The sequence below is a fragment of the Vibrio rubrogenes genome (assembly GCF_059641415.1).
In genome coordinates this window covers 49,255-65,070 of the sequence record NZ_JCARSY010000013.1, presented here as the reverse complement: position 1 = coordinate 65,070, position 15,816 = coordinate 49,255, and the positions used below count along the sequence as shown (strand labels likewise).

13 protein-coding genes and 2 tRNA genes are annotated in these 15,816 nt (G+C 44.7%); 2 read left to right on the top strand and 13 right to left on the bottom strand.

Going from position 1 to position 15,816, the window contains the following annotated elements; all coding sequences use genetic code 11:
• Window positions 1-180 precede the first annotated feature (180 nt).
• From AC55NX_RS11450 to AC55NX_RS11420, 7 genes are all read right to left on the bottom strand, one after another.
• Complete coding sequence (locus tag AC55NX_RS11450) at window positions 181-894, bottom strand: Crp/Fnr family transcriptional regulator (protein ID WP_496995852.1); 714 nt, start codon at window positions 892-894, stop codon at window positions 181-183.
• Between the two features lie 342 nt (window positions 895-1,236).
• Window positions 1,237-1,311 (bottom strand) — tRNA-Gly (locus AC55NX_RS11445).
• A gap of 165 nt (window positions 1,312-1,476) precedes the next feature.
• Window positions 1,477-3,120 carry an electron transfer flavoprotein-ubiquinone oxidoreductase gene (locus AC55NX_RS11440; RefSeq protein WP_496995851.1) on the bottom strand — a complete coding sequence of 548 codons (1,644 nt, stop codon included), beginning with the start codon at window positions 3,118-3,120 and terminating at the stop codon, window positions 1,477-1,479.
• Window positions 3,121-3,171: 51 nt separating this feature from the next.
• Window positions 3,172-4,092: an electron transfer flavoprotein subunit alpha/FixB family protein gene (locus AC55NX_RS11435; protein WP_496995850.1), complete on the bottom strand. Its 921-nt coding sequence runs from the start codon at window positions 4,090-4,092 to the stop codon at window positions 3,172-3,174.
• Window positions 4,092-4,841, bottom strand: a complete 750-nt coding sequence (locus tag AC55NX_RS11430) for an electron transfer flavoprotein subunit beta/FixA family protein (RefSeq protein WP_496995849.1) — start codon at window positions 4,839-4,841, stop codon at window positions 4,092-4,094. The genes AC55NX_RS11435 and AC55NX_RS11430 overlap by 1 nt, the downstream gene beginning before the upstream one ends.
• A gap of 30 nt (window positions 4,842-4,871) precedes the next feature.
• Window positions 4,872-6,017, bottom strand: coding sequence for a prodigiosin MBC biosynthesis dehydrogenase PigA (pigA, locus tag AC55NX_RS11425; protein WP_496995848.1), 1,146 nt, complete (start codon window positions 6,015-6,017; stop codon window positions 4,872-4,874).
• Between the two features lie 625 nt (window positions 6,018-6,642).
• Window positions 6,643-8,823 (bottom strand): alpha-galactosidase, encoded by a 2,181-nt coding sequence (locus AC55NX_RS11420; RefSeq protein ID WP_496995847.1) that lies wholly within the window; start codon window positions 8,821-8,823, stop codon window positions 6,643-6,645.
• Between the two features lie 332 nt (window positions 8,824-9,155).
• On the opposite strand from AC55NX_RS11420, the gene melR reads away from it, so the two are divergent.
• The gene (gene melR / locus AC55NX_RS11415) at window positions 9,156-10,064 is read left to right on the top strand and encodes a transcriptional regulator MelR (RefSeq protein WP_496995846.1); all 909 of its coding nucleotides are present in this window, start codon (window positions 9,156-9,158) and stop codon (window positions 10,062-10,064) included.
• Between the two features lie 93 nt (window positions 10,065-10,157).
• On the opposite strand, the gene AC55NX_RS11410 is transcribed toward melR, so the two are convergent.
• A tRNA-Gly gene (locus AC55NX_RS11410) sits at window positions 10,158-10,232 on the bottom strand.
• Between the two features lie 249 nt (window positions 10,233-10,481).
• Between AC55NX_RS11410 and AC55NX_RS11405 the strand changes: the two genes are divergently transcribed.
• Window positions 10,482-10,673 (top strand): hypothetical protein, encoded by a 192-nt coding sequence (locus AC55NX_RS11405; protein ID WP_496995845.1) that lies wholly within the window; start codon window positions 10,482-10,484, stop codon window positions 10,671-10,673.
• Between the two features lie 82 nt (window positions 10,674-10,755).
• Here AC55NX_RS11405 and modC read toward each other — a convergent pair whose 3' ends face one another.
• The 5 genes from modC to AC55NX_RS11380 all read right to left on the bottom strand — a co-directional run bounded on the left by modC (window position 10,756) and on the right by AC55NX_RS11380 (window position 15,808).
• Window positions 10,756-11,835: a molybdenum ABC transporter ATP-binding protein gene (modC, locus tag AC55NX_RS11400; RefSeq protein ID WP_496995844.1), complete on the bottom strand. Its 1,080-nt coding sequence runs from the start codon at window positions 11,833-11,835 to the stop codon at window positions 10,756-10,758.
• A gap of 4 nt (window positions 11,836-11,839) precedes the next feature.
• Window positions 11,840-12,514 carry a molybdate ABC transporter permease subunit gene (modB, locus tag AC55NX_RS11395; protein ID WP_059121743.1) on the bottom strand — a complete coding sequence of 225 codons (675 nt, stop codon included), beginning with the start codon at window positions 12,512-12,514 and terminating at the stop codon, window positions 11,840-11,842.
• A 20-nt stretch (window positions 12,515-12,534) separates the two neighbouring features.
• The gene (modA, locus tag AC55NX_RS11390; RefSeq protein WP_496995843.1) at window positions 12,535-13,266 is read right to left on the bottom strand and encodes a molybdate ABC transporter substrate-binding protein; all 732 of its coding nucleotides are present in this window, start codon (window positions 13,264-13,266) and stop codon (window positions 12,535-12,537) included.
• Window positions 13,267-13,493: 227 nt separating this feature from the next.
• A complete protein-coding gene (locus AC55NX_RS11385; protein WP_496995842.1) occupies window positions 13,494-14,795 on the bottom strand; it encodes a diguanylate cyclase domain-containing protein in 1,302 nt (433 codons plus the stop codon).
• Window positions 14,792-15,808 (bottom strand): ABC transporter substrate-binding protein, encoded by a 1,017-nt coding sequence (locus tag AC55NX_RS11380; protein WP_496995841.1) that lies wholly within the window; start codon window positions 15,806-15,808, stop codon window positions 14,792-14,794. Before AC55NX_RS11380 ends, AC55NX_RS11385 begins: the two co-directional genes overlap by 4 nt.
• Between the last annotated feature and the right edge of the window lie 8 nt (window positions 15,809-15,816).

The following is a 15,816-nucleotide window of genomic DNA, read 5'->3' as shown; positions in this document are numbered from 1 at the left end:
AGGACGATTCATTATGTTACGCAGCATGATCGACTAAGAGAGATTTACAGTTGCCGCGCAGGTAGCAATATTGGCGAGATGATTGCGTTGAACCAGTAACGTGACTATCTCACCTTAGCCAGTATGGGTCTGTACGCTGGAGCACTTAGTCTCAATAACTGTCCAAAAATTCGTTATAAATTATTTGGGATACTTAAGCAGACGATCAGTTTCTTTTTTAACAACTACGTAGCATTCACAGCTCAATGCCTCAAGCGCTTGCCGATCCAACACGGTAATGTGCCCACGGCTGTATTCAATAACGCCCTTGTGTTGCAATTTGCCGGCTGCTTCAGTAACTCCCTCACGGCGTACCCCCAGCATGTTCGCAATCAATTCTTGGGTCATGGTTAACTGATTGTTATGCAAGCGATCTAGTGATAATAACAACCAGCGACAAAGTTGTTGATCAATAGAGTGATGACGATTACAAACCGCTGTCTGTGCCATTTGCGTAAGTAATGCTTGTGTAAAACGCAGCATCAATACCATCATCTCACCATGACGATTGAACTCCTCCTTGAAGAGACGTCCTTGAAGCCGATACGCATAACCAGCGCTTTGTACAATAGCCCTGCTTGGCGTGCTCTCTCCGCCCATAAATAGAGCAATACCAACCATACCTTCATTCCCCACAACAGAGATCTCCGCCGAGGCACCACTTTCCATCACATACAACATAGAAATGATTGAATTGGTTGGAAAATAGACATGCCGAAGAATATCTCCAGACTCATAAATCACCTCCCCCAACGGCAGTGGCACCAATTCAAGCTGAGGAAAAATTCGTTTCTGGACATCATCAGAAAGCTGAACTAACAAGTGGTTATGTTGCGGCTGTGGCAATTCGAGCATAACAAGTGTCCTTTCCGAAATGACTTGACCTTTACTATTGTATACCTCAAAAAACATCGCTACTACCAACTTGATAAATAGGTAATTGATTGTACTTCTCTCATTGAAAAAAAGGCGCATCACTTTACTTAGTCTGCGCCCTGTTGATGATGTGATTTGATGTTTGTGTTACTGAAAGGATTCGGTGCTGTCTCGCATATGATCCGCACCAGCAGTTTTGGACACCAAATGGCCACCGATGATTTAGTATGAACTAAATTCACAAAGCCTGGGTATGCGAAAACACGCAATAAAGCGTTTTAATTTCAATAGATTAGAAACTTAATTGAGTGCTAGAAAACTTGGAGCGGGCAGCGGGAATCGAACCCGCATCATCAGCTTGGAAGGCTGAGGTAATAGCCATTATACGATGCCCGCGCATCAAGATGACGGTGTTAATATGCCACAATCGACGAAAAAGAAAAGGGCTATTTACAAAAAATCAGTTTGATTGCACACTTCATAATCAAATTAATTTCAATTGGTTATCATACAACCAACCGTTCGTGATCCAACTTATATCCCACATCAATAATCAATCCATTACATATTGGTATACATTGGACCACCACCACCTTCCGGAGGTGTCCAGGTTATATTTTGAGCCGGGTCTTTGATGTCACATGCCTTACAATGGAGGCAGTTCTGTGCATCAATGACAAACCGTTTTTCCTCATTTTCTTCCACGATGTTATAAACACCGGCAGGACAATACCTTTGTGCCGGCTCACCATACACCGCAAAATTTTCTGCCAAGGGAATTTGTGGATCCCGTAATCGAAGATGACAGGGCTGGTCATGCTCATGAGAGACTTTGGCGATATAGACAGAAGAAGACCGATCAAAACTCAACTTTTGATCCGGTTTGGCGTAGTTGATCGGCTGGCATTGACTCACCGGTAGTAATTGAGCATGATCGGCTTGATTATCTCGAATGTGCCACGGCAGACGACCACGGAATATATTCTGATCGATAGAATTAAATAATCCGCCGCCTAAAGGACCAAATTGATGCATCGCTGCACTGCTATTTCTCGCCGCATACAGCTCTTCATGTAACCAAGAATGTTGCAGATTATCGGTAAATGACGTTAAATCAGCGCTTTGAATCTCCTGCAAAAGTGCGGGATAAACCGTTTCTGCTGCCAACATCCCAGATTTCATAGCGGTATGAATCCCTTTCAGTTTCGCACCATTCAACACACCCGCTTCACAGCCAATCAATAGACCTCCGGGAAAAGTCATCTTAGGCAATGCATGATATCCCCCTTTGGTTAAGGTTCTGGCACCGTATGATAACCGTTGCCCACCACGGAGATACCGGGCGATCTCAGGATGATGTTTCATCCGCTGAAATTCATCAAACGGGCTCAAGTAAGCGTTCTTGTAATTCAAGTCAACCACCAGACCGACAGCAACCTGACAATCATCAATAAAATAGAGAAAGCCGCCGCCATTCGCCCGACGATCCAAAGGCCAGCCAAAGTGATGGATCACCTGTCCCAATTGATGACGTTCAGGTTCAATCTGCCAAACTTCCTTTAATCCTAAGCTAAAATGCTGTGTATCAGCATCCCGATCCAGTGCATAACGCTCAAGCAGTTGTTTACCAAGATGTCCCCGGCTTCCTTCCGCGAATAACGTATATTTACCGCGTAACTCGATCCCGGGCATGTGTTGAGATTTGGGTTCTCCCCGGGCGTTTAATCCCATATCCCCCGTGATTACCCCACAAACTTCATCCCGTTCGTTGACGAGCAACTCAGATGCGGTAAACCCGGTGAAAATTTCCACACCAAGTTGTTCAGCCTGACTGGCTAACCACTGACAGAATTTTCCTTGCCGAATCAGATAACTCCCCTGATGATGCATATTCCGGGGCACAAAAAGGTTGGGAATGTGCCAAGACTTATGTTCATCTCTGAGATAAAGCAGTGCTTCCTGCTTTACTTGGGTGATAAGTGGCGCATCTTGCTGTTGCCAGTCGGGAAAAAGCTCATCCAAGGCGCGACTTTCCATAATCGCCCCTGATAAAGCATGAGCCCCGATGTCAGCCCCTTTTTCAATCAGACAAACGTTCAGTTCGTGATTTTCCGCTTGTGCCAGTTGCATCAGACGACAGGCTGCAGATAAACCGGCGGGCCCGCCACCAACAATCACAACATCAAATTCCAGAACTTCTCTCATTGATTTCCCTTACTTCTCATATGATGAATTATTGTGGCCGGCCCAAGTCCCTTACTCCATTTTTTCAATCAGTTCAGGCAGCACATCCATACAGTCTGCAACAAGCACATAGTCCGAGGACTGAAATATCGGCGCATCTGCATCATTGTTGATTGCCACAATCGTTTTGGCATCTTTAACACCAGAGGTATGCTGAATCGCACCGGATATACCGACAGCAATATACAAATCCGGCGCGATCACTTTCCCGGTCTGCCCAATTTGCAGATCATTGGCGGTGAACCCGGCATCTACTGCTGCACGTGTTCCTCCGATCGCAGCACCAAGCTTATCGCCCAGAGTCTCCAACAACGCGAAATTGTGTTCATTGCCCAACCCGCGGCCACCGCCAATCACAATACGTGCCGATGACAATTCCGGACGAGACGATTCAATCTGCTGATGGCTGATTACTTGTGAAAGCTGTACGTCCTCTGTGACCGGAACTTGAACAACGGTAGCAGCACCGCCCATATCAGCACTTGCAGGGAAAGCGGTTGTTCTTATGGTCATCATTTTGATCGGATCAACCGATTGGATCGTGGCGATCGCACTCCCCGAATAAATCGGTTTGCGAAAAATGTCGTCACTCTCGATATCAATCACTTCCGAGATGAAAGAAACATCCAGCAATGCAGCCGCTCTGGGTAAAAAGTTTTTGGAAAATGACGTCGCAGCAGCGACGATATGGGTATAGTCTCTCCCGATACCTGCAATGAGATTGGCAATATTTTCAGCAGATGCCCCAGCATCAGCAACGAGAACCGTCGCCACATTCCCCAACTGAGCCGCTTGCTCAACCACCGACTCACAATGACGACCAACCACGAGTAAATGGATGTCATCACCGATTTGTTTGCCAGCCCCGATCGCATGGAAGGTCGCATCACCTAATTTGAGATGATCGTGCTCTGCAATAATCAAAATAGTCATCAGATTACCCTCGCCTCATGTTTCAATTTACTCACCAGCTCATCCACATTTTCGACGCGAATACCCGCTCGTTGACCGCTCAGCGATGCAACATTAATCAGACGGGTTCGCCGATGCATCGCAACATTCAAGCTCTCTGCGGCAATCGATTCGATGGGTTTTCTGCGGGCTTTCATGACATTGGGAAGCGAAGCGTGACGGGGTTTATTTAACGGTAAGTCAGCAGTCAACACTGCTGGAAGCGTAAGCCGGACAACCTGTTGACCATGGTCGACTTCTCGTGTGACTAGGGCTGAATTAGATTCAAGCTCAATCTTTGAAGCAAACGTTCCCTGAGCAATGCCGAGCAGACCAGCCAACATCTGACCAGTTTGATTATTGTCACTATCCACCGACTGTTTACCGGTAAATACCACTTGCGGCTGCTCTTTCTCGACTATTTTGGCTAATAGCTTCGCAATAATCAGCGGCTCCAAATGATCTTCCGACTCGATATGAATCGCGCGATCTGCCCCCAGAGCGAGTGCCGTTCTCAGTTGTTCCTGACATGGCAGCGTTCCGACAGAAACAGCAACGATTTCTGATATCACCCCAGCTTCTTTATGCTGTATTGCTTCTTCTAATGCAATTTCGCAATAGGGATTCAACACCATTTTGGCATCTGATAAATCAACGTCACGTTGATCACTTAGCACACGAACCGCCAACGACGGATCCGCGACTCGTTTGATTGCTACTAATGCTTTCATATACCTAGCCTTATTCGTGAACTGACTTGCTCAGAGTCCTAATTTTCTGGCGATAATGCCTCTCTGAATATCATTCGATCCGGAGAAAATTCTTGAAGGAACAGCATCCAGTAATAACTGCATGATTCCCATTTCTTTTTCGATTGCGGAACCGCCAAACGTCTGAATGGCATCCAAACCACACTGCACAGCGGATTCAGAGATAACCAATTTGCTCATTGCAATTTCTAACTCGCTATCTTTGCCTTGGTCATAAAGCCAGCCTGCGCGGTACAGCAGTAAACGCGATGTGTCCAGATTGATCTTCATATCAACGATCCGGTTGGATACCGATTGGTTTTGAGCAATCGCCCGACCAAATTGTTTGCGTTCCTGCGCATGAAGAATCACTCTTTCAAGCATTCGCTCCATCGCACCGACGTAATACGCGAACAAGCATCCTTTTTCCCAAATCATCGAATCATAGAACATCGCGCCTCCGGCACCTTCACCGCCGACACGATGAGATTCAGGGACGAAAACATTCTGTAAGTAAACTTCTGACCACAAGCAAGTTCCTAAGCCATCTTTGGCATGGTGACTCCCGACAATCAGTCCTTCAGCATCTTTCGGTACCAAAAAGGCACTCACGCCTAAGAATCCCATTGCCGGATTAGTTTTTGCGTATACCAGGAAGTAGTCCGCGACAGGTGCATTCGAGATAAAGCATTTTTTTCCATTTAAACAATAACCATCCGGAACACGTTCCGCGGTCGATTTCATCCCATAAATATCAGAGCCGGCTTCAGGTTCGGTCGCGGCGTTTGCCATAATGCAAGAGCCGTCAATCAGTCTCGGCAGATAGGTTTGTTTGAGGGTTTCACTGGCAAAACTACTGAAAGGAACCACACAGGCAAATAAGTGAGCAGAAAGCGAGAACGCCAGCCCTAAATCACTACAACCTTTACCCAAAGCTTCGACCATGAGCATGGTTTCCAGTGTTGATAAACCACTCCCCCCATCCGCTTCAGCAATAGGGAGGCTTGCATAGCCAAACTGTGCGGCTTCCTCCCATAACTGACGATCAAAAGCGTGATTAGCCACACGTTCAGCCGCACTAGGTTCTAAGACATCCGATGCAAAACGGAGTGCTGTATCATAAAGCTCTATTTGTTGCTTTGTTAACTCAAAGTTCATGCTTATATCCTTATTCGGAATGAATTACCAAAACGGTGAGGACAACATCCATTAAAATAAGTGCAGCACGATAAAATTACATTTATACTGTCTAAATGTAATTTCAGCTTATGAGATTATTTCTTATTTTCATCAGAGATTGATAGGTGATATTCATCAATCATTTAATTATAAAAACCTAACCTAGCCTGTCCGTCGATATGTCGGTTTAAAACCTGCACTTTATTATTAAATATCAGGAAGCGTCTGAATTTAAATTATTAATATGGTAATCATCATAAACACACATTTTTCGATATAGCTAGTCATACCTGTCATATATTCAGTGTAGCGCACACATTTAGTCATATTTTTAATATATAAATATCAATAGTCATCATTCAATTTATAAATCTTAGTATTTAAATTAGTGTTTTTATTCTATATCAGGCGCAGATAACAATTAATGAACAATTTCATTTCAAATAATTTAAATTTATAGACTATATAATATTTTCATGAAGAAACAATGACACTTATCGAAAAATATATGACCATGTTAAAATAAGAGCCGCCCTTAAAAACACATCGGCGGCCCATTTTTAGAATTGTATAATCCGTTACCTTATTGCTCCGCAGCTATCCGCTAAGTAAGCCGCTCCAACTTGACTAATATCGCGGTTTCAGGGTCCAAAATCGGTAATACAATCCCGACTTCCCGGCACCAAGAACCAGAGACCTCACACCCCGAAAACGTCCATTGCGGCTGAGTATGAACAATATTTTCATAAAATGATGGTTTATCCAGAATAGAGAGCCGGTATGTCGCCTGCTCATCTAAACCGGGAATTCTTAAATTGCCGCTCAAGGCATGGGTCGGCATTGCCAATTGTGCAATCAGCACAACCGCCTCAGACTGATCTGCAGCAACCACGGCTTGAGCCTGATGCGCTTCATCATCCGTCGGAATTCGCCAGTTGGTTCCGGAATGAAGCAAAGGTCGTAAAGATTGATGAAGTGCCACATAACGTGCAAAATTTTCTTTCTCAGTCACATCTTCTTTCACAGGGTCAAGTTCGATACCCATATGACCGAACAGCGCGGTCAACCCACGAAATTCAATGCTGTGACGTCGACGCGTACTGTGACAATGACCAGTCCCGATATGGCTACCCATCACTTCAGGTGGAAAAAAGTAGCTCATACCACGCTGAATTCGTTGCCGCTCCAATGCATCATTATTATCGGACGGCCAGAATCGATCCGTACGTTTGAGGATTTCATAATCAATACGTCCCCCACCGGAAGCACAAGATTCGATGCTCACATGAGGAAATTGCGCCCGTAACTGATCCACCAACGCATAAAATTGCTCGGTCTGCCGAACGCCCGATGCTCTTCCCTGATGTCCGGGTTGAACAATTTCGCGATTCATATCCCATTTAATATAAGCAATATTATATTGACTCAAAAAATAACACAGCCTTTGATATAAATAATTAAATGCATCGCTATTTTGTAAATCAATCGCGTACTGATTCCTTCCCGTCGGCTGATCGTATCCCTCGACCGCCAATAACCAATCGGGATGAGTTCGGTAAAGCTCAGAATTTTTATTGATCATTTCCGGTTCAAACCAAAGGCCAAATTCCATTCCTAACTGATTGACATGCTCGATAATCGGTTCAAGACCATCGGGATATTTATTTTCATCTAAAAACCAGTCTCCCAATGCAGCTGTATCATCATTGCGTGCCCTGAACCAACCATCATCAATAATAAAACGCTCGACGCCTAATTTTACGGCCTGAGTTGCCATTGACATAATATATTCAGGCTCATGATTGAAATAGATGCCTTCCCATGTATTGAGATGAACAGGCCGAGGTTTTGCAATAAAATCAGGTGAATATATTGAATGACGGACATGGGCGTGGAACTGTTGACTCATCCCGTTTAATCCTTGATCACTGTAACTCGCATACAACCATGGCGTCGTCAGACTTTCTCCCTCTTCCAGCGTCACTTCACCCGGTAAATAGATCACTTCAGCCTGCATATAGCGCCGGCCATCTGCTTTCACATCGACACGGAGTCGATGATTACCGCTCCATGCAAAGTGAAATCCCCAGACATCGCCATGCAATTCATCAAAATGCGGTGAACCGGCAACCAGTGCCGGATAGTGCTCATGAGAGGTTCGCCCGCGCCGATTTTCTTGCTGGTAACCACCTTGAAGCAATGGCTGGCGCTCCGTCTGAAACTCTTTCACCCAACGTCCGTAGAATGTCATCAGCTCTTTCGCTCTCGCGGGTAATGGCAATGTATTGGCAAAACGATTGACCTGATACGTGCCAGACTTGATATTCGTTAGTTGATGGCGAGTTTTCACCACATCATGTTCATCGAGATGGATTTCCGTGCTCAGACGCAAGCCTGCCAACGGATCCTCACTTTCAAGATGCAGTGTCTGTCCTTTTAACGCTTTCTCTTCCCCCTGCGACGTCTGTCCCTGTAAAAAATTCTCTTTTAACGTCTGTCCTTTCTGCACTTTTTTCAGGGTAAAAACCGGAGACCAGTCTTGACCATTGCGATGTCCTTCGAGACCAGGACTACTGAACACCCCACGCCCCAATTCAGGTGACAGGGTCATCGCAACATCCGTATCCAGACGGCCATAAGGGATAGGACGATACAAAGACGAGCGGCAACGCTCGATATCACCGCTCACCTTATTTCCCCAATACAGTATTTCTGCAAACTCTCCCAACTCAATCATTAACTGAGTCTGCTTGCCGGTTAATTCAATCAGTTCTCGCTCTTTCATCACTAATCACTCTTTCGTTTTGTTAGCGCGGTGTGTTGTCACATCAGGCAAATCATCGTTGTGAACAAATTAATGAACTCTGGCATGGTCAGCAAATCATGTTCAGCGCATATATCACAAAATCTTACTTTTCCGGATAATATGACAGAATTATCAAACCATATGATGGACTTTAATCACTCGGAAATCATAATATATCTTGATGATATTACTTACAGTACAAACGCATCTGGTGTGTTGAATCCACGATGTCATCACCCCTTACTTTTAAGCACTCGGGGATGGCCTGTTTATACAGATAAAGATGTTCTTACAGATACGGAGATAACAGCATGGATGAACCATTCATCCACTTACCGGACAATCACAATACTCCGGCAGAACCTGATCATCATGGTCCATTGCTTGACGGTGAAGCAGAATTAAGTTTTGAGCTGCGTCAGCCCTTTTATATGAAGGAATATCACTGGCACCAGCAAATCGAAGTGAATATTGTTTATCAGGGGGCATTAGCGTATACGTTCAATCATACCAATGTATTGATAGAAAACGGTCAAATGGCTGTATTCTGGGCTGTCACTCCGCACCGGGTTAAGCAAACCAGTGATAATGCTCTCATGGGAATTATCAATATTCCTCTCAACATGTTTTTAAGCTGGCCACTGCCTCAGGAATTTGTGCAACAGGTCATGAATGGCGGTGTAATCTCTGCTTGTCATACTGACGTCGTCAGTTTTGCAGAGAACCAACGCTGGATGGGGGCGTATCGGGAAGGGCATGCGGTTCGTAATCAAATTGTTCAAGAAGAAATCTTCTTAATGCTGCGCCGGCTTTGCTCCTATGACTATCATGTTGAAATGTTTAATTTCATGCGGGAGACCCCATTCCGTCACACCAATTACACCGGCTATAAAAATGTTCAGTTGATGCTTGATTATATTGCAAATAACCACAACAAGGATATTAAGGTTGAAGATATCGCATCTCATGTAAAACTCCATCCCAAATATGCCATGAGTCTATTTAAAAATATGCTCAGTGTTTCCATCAAACAATACTTAATTATTATGCGTATCAATCATGCCAAAGTGTTACTCGGCAATACCCGTCACCCGATTAAAAATATTGCGACCCATAGTGGTTTTAAACATCCTAGCTCGTTTTTTGCAGCATTCAGAAACCATACCGGAATGACTCCACAAGCATTTCGAGAGCAAAGTCAGCAGCAAACTGTATTGTAATTGATTCAGGTAAATACTCAGACGTTGAAGCGTAACAGACCAAAAAATGCCAATCACACGGGGAATAGATCAATCAGGGGAAATAAGAAAAACTGGAGCGGGCAGCGGGAATCGAACCCGCATCATCAGCTTGGAAGGCTGAGGTAATAGCCATTATACGATGCCCGCATATCGGCTTGAGGTCGATAAGATGCCATAACTAAAAAAAAAGAAAAGCGCTTTTTATCTAAAAACCGTTTGTTTGTACACTTCATCAGCAAATCAATATCAATCGGTTAGCAAATAACCATAAAAATAGTGATTTTAATATTGACCACTGGTCGGACTGCAAAAGTTTCCGCACCGCGATCATTTGACTACAATAACACTGAGTACCATAGTGTGATATACACCATCATCGATAGGAGGAGGTGCAATATGAACATTCGCGATCGTATTGAATCACTTGAGCAGCAGATCTATGTTGCTTGCTCCGAAGGTGATTACCAAGCCGTCAATCATCTGGAACAACAATTAGAACATTTGCAGGGCATCGTAGAACATTCAATGAATGATGAAAGCCCATATGCACTGGAAGGCAAAGACTTCTTAGATGATGACTGGCGGTAATCACAGAAGGATCGACTTTGGCACGATGATATGCCCGAATAGTGCATGCTGTTTGGGCATATTTATGTGCACGCCACTCGGGTTATGACAATGCCACAGACTTGATCTGTGCCCACACAGACATACCGGACGATAACCCCAACTCAGATGCTGATCTCATCGTAATCTTTGCCAGCAAACGATGATGACTGGACAACGCCAGTACCACAACCACCTGCCCTTGCTGCGCTTTGCGATGGTCAATATCGACAATCACAGCCGGCAGGCGATTGAGCATTGTGGTTTGTTCCGGCTCATACAGCGCAATACTGACATCAGAAGCCAACACCCGGCAGCGATACAGCTCGTCTTTCTCCCCGATGTGTCCGGGCGCCCAAATAGTGACACCGTCACTATCAAGTTGAGTGATCCGATCAGGATGATGGTCAACAACCCGGGTATCAAAAATACTGCCCAGCTCCTCACCAAATATATCCTGATAACTGGGATCGGACATCACAACCTCAGCTTGGTCACTGACAATCACTCGTCCGTTTTGGAACAACACCACATGGTCGGCTAAACGGGCCAGTTCCCGAACCGAATGTGTCACATAAATCACCGGAATGGACAGCTCCTGATGAATTTTTTCCAAATACGGTAGGATCTCAGATTTCAGTTTGACATCCAGCGCAGATAACGGCTCATCCATCAATAACAATTTAGGACAGGTCAGCAACGCCCGCGCAATCGCAATACGCTGTTTTTCTCCCCCTGAGAGTTGATGAACCGAGCGATCCAACAAATGACTCACACCGATAAAGCGACAGATACTGTCAACGGAGATCCGCCGTTTACTGGCCGGAATTCGCCGATAACCGTATTCCAGATTCTGCTGAACGGATAAATGCGGAAATAATCCGGCTTCCTGAAACACATAACCAATGTCACGCCGATATGTCGGGAGAAAGACCCCTAGCTCAGAACACTGCCACAGCTCATCACCGACCTGCAATTTGCCGCGTTCAGGATTTTCCAATCCGGCAATCGCTCGCAGACATGTGGTTTTTCCAGAACCGGAAGGCCCAAATAACACCGTAATGCCAGAAGCGGGTAACGTTAAATCAACCGCTAAAGAGAAATCAGGATAAGTGATGGCGAATGTCGCATGGATAATGCTCAAAAACTTACCTCTCCGAATAACGATAGCGATGATTCAACCAATACATCACTAACAAGGCAATAAAAGAAAAGGCAACCAGACTGCCGGCAAGTAAATGCGCTTTACCGAATTCAAGCGCTTCAACGTAGTTGTATATCTCAACCGACATGACCCGAGTTTTGCCGGGAATATTACCACCAATCATCAAGACAACGCCGAACTCGCCCAGTGAATGACAAAACCCCATAATGGCTGCCGAAAAAATTCCCGGCCAAGCCAACGGCAGAATCACAGAACAGAAACGATCCCACGGAGAGGCTCTGAGCGTTGCCGCAACTTCAATCGGTAATTTACCAATCGCGAGAAAAGCATTTTTCAAAGGTTGTAAGACGAATGGAAAAGAATGGATCGTACAAGCAACCGCAATCCCGGTAAAAGAAAAGGGTAATTGCCCAAGATGGAGCTGCTGCAATAACTGACCAATCATGCCTTGAGGCGAAAAGACAAGTAACAGATAAAAACCCAGTACCGTCGGTGGTAACACCATTGGCAGGGAACAAATTGCCTCAATAACGCCTTTATAGCGGCATTTAGAAACACACAGCCACCACGCAACCGGAATCCCAAGTACCAGCAAACTGAAAGTAACGACCCCGGCTAGTTTTAAGGTGGTCAGCACAACAACGCTGTCAATTTCCATCCATCTACCTTTATATTCACTTACCGATACCCATAACTCTGGATGATGCGCTGCGCTCTGTCCGTCTTCAGATAATTCAGAAATGCCTGCGCGGCCTCATTGGTCTGTCCGGCTGGTAACACCACCGCATCTTGCCGGATTGGTGCATAATCTTCACGCGGAACTTCCCAGTAAGAGCCGGATTGATACTGATGGTTCTGATAAACCTGAGATTTCGCCACAAACCCCAGCTCTGCATTTCCGGTGACGACAAACTGGAATGTGGGATTTAATCCTTTACCCTGCACGATTTTGTCCTGAATTTTCGTATACAGACCCATTTTTTCAAGCACCTGTTGCGCAGCAAGCCCATACGGTGCCAATTGCGGATTCGCCATCGCGAGATGTGTATATTCTCCGCTCAGTAAACGCTCTTTCACCGCAATGTTCGGCTGTGCCGACCATAAGACTAACGTGCCGCGCGCGTATGTAAATTGATCATGCGCCTGCCGATCTTGGACCAGTTTGGTCGGGCGGGCAGTATCGGCAGCAAAAAACAGATCAAAAGGTGCCCCCTGCGTGATCTGAACATATAACTGCCCGGTCGCACCAGTTGAAATTTCGATATGGTGTGGAGACTGTGATTCAAAATCCTGACTCAGTGCTATCATTGGCCGGTAAAAATTATTCGCAACCGCAAATAAGGCGTCTGCTGACCAACAAGACGCGCTTAATAACAATCCACTCACCAACATGATAAAACGAACGTTCATACTTATATCCCTAGTCGATAGATGACGATGACTCAACCTATTGAATATTCATCAATCGCATCAGAATATACCCAAGTCACCCTAAGATGAAGTTCCAACAGAAATTATTCAGACAATCATTCCCTAGGCGGTGTCAGCAATGTACCGCAGCAACCAAGAGATGAGCAAAAATAGTGGATTGAAAAATTTAAGAAATATGGCGGGAAATAAGAGAAGAACCCTGATACTCAAACCACATCTGATATATTCAGGCTTTCGATACGCTTGTCATATTTGATCTTATACATTGATTCGTCGGCATGAGACAGTAGCCCTTGTTTATTTGACGCATCATCCGGAAAACAACTCATCCCGATACTGACACCAACAGAAATTTGGATGTCGTTCACCGAAATCGGTTGAGAGATCTCTTCTGACAACAGCTGAATTCTGGCCTCGATACAACCGACATTTTCCAGTAAATCCAAACAAATCACAAACTCATCACCACCAATGCGCCCGGCAAAATCAGGGGCTTGGATGTGATGATGAATGCGTTCGCCAATGCTGCGGATCAATTCATCACCAATTTCGTGCCCGTAATTATCATTCACCTGTTTAAATTTATCCAAATCTAAAAATAAGACCACCACTCTCATTCCAGAACGACTCGCTTTGAGTAAAGCTCGTTCCAAATGTTCCTCAAAAGCCCGCCGATTGAACAATCCGGTCAGATAGTCATGTTCAGACAAGAAAAGCAACCGCTCTTTTTGCGCTTTTAACTCCTCGGTTTGTCGATGAACTTCCGTTTGCAAATCATCCCGGGACACCATTGTTTTTCTCAGTGCACTTTTCATCTGGTGGAATAATTCCGCCAGCGCAACAAATTCAGAGTCTAAATGGTTTGTCTCGATCTGACTGCTCAATTTGCCTTGCGAGAGTTCATGAAAACCATGTTTCAGAGCCTTAAAGCCAGACTGGAAATGTCGATAAATTTGCAAAGCGAAACCCCAGACAAACGCAGAAAAAATCAGTAAATTCGAGGCAGCCAGTATCAATGTGAGCTGTTGATTCTCACGGCTTTGATTCAACTTTTTCCGTTGCAAGTCGAGCAGGTCTTCCGTCATATTCTGCACCAACATATTGTATCGGGCATGGAGTAAATCCCGGCCTGACATCTTCCCTTCCATTTGCATGGCAACCTGACCGAATTTGCTTTCCTGAGCAATCAACACCGATAAATTTTCATTCATCCGGATCATATTTCTCGTATGATGATCCGAATAAGCAAACTGATCTAATTTTTCCGATAGCCGTTGCTGTGCAGCAGAAACCTGCTTCAGCATATCGGCATCTTCATATTGTAAGAATCCCCATAACTGGCTACGCAGTGAATCAATACTCAACTGAATCTGCATGATGGACTCTAAATTATTCCGGGTCTGTTGCTGCTCTTTGGCTAAGCTCCAGAGTGAAAAAACAATCAACCCAAACAGGAGTAAAGTCGTGATTAATAGCAGCAGGAGTTTTCGTGAGATTGAACGGATCATGGTAAGATACCCTGTTTATCCCGTAACCGTTCTAACGTATCTGACGCCAGCATTTTGCGGTAATCCGGCAATGAGCCATTCACAATACCGGTATCAATGGCCCAGCGTGCCTGTAACTGCAGATTTGATAACAATGCATTACCTAACGAAAGCCGGAAAACATAGTATTTCCACGTACTTTCCAGCTGAATTTTCTCGATATTAAGTGCTTTACCGACAATACTTCGGGACGATTCAGGATGTTGATGAATCCAATCGATCGTCTCTGCCAGTGCTTGCAACAAACGTTGATGGGGCTCTTGTTTTTGAATATAAGATGAATGCATCATCAAAAGATTGAATGAGAGTTGATACACACCACTCAGACTTAAATCAACCAGTGGCACGGCTGATTGTGACACCGCCTGATAACCATATGGTTCCCATACGGATATCGCATCAACCTGCCCCTCAAACAACGCCGCGGTAAGCGCTTGTGGCTTTAAATAAACTTTTTTAATCTGATCACTGGTAAGATTATGAGCCAGTAACAATGCATCCAGATAAAACTCTGAAGCACTTGCTTTAACTACGCCCACAGTTTTACCAATCAAGTCACTCATCTGACGAACACCAGTACGTTGTAATGACAACAGTTTCAAGTCATTGTCTGACTGCACAAAACTACTCAGAACCATAAAATCTTGGCGTTTAAAACTCTCAAACATTACCACAGACTCTGAAGCCGTGGCATAATCCACCGCACCTGAAAATAGTTCACGAATACAGGCAACACCGCCATAACAAGGAACAAACGTCACATCTAACCCATGTTTGGCAAATATGCCTAACTGCTTTGCAACCAGAAATGGCGAAGACAACGGTGTCTGAGACACAGCAATATAAATATGCTCTTTAGACTCTTGTGCCAACATTGTTTGTTCTCTATGCACCCCAAATAAAAACATAGAGAAACCAACTACTAGTATGATTAACAATCCGATCCATCTAAGAAAAGTAAAACGTGTGATCATCTATCCAT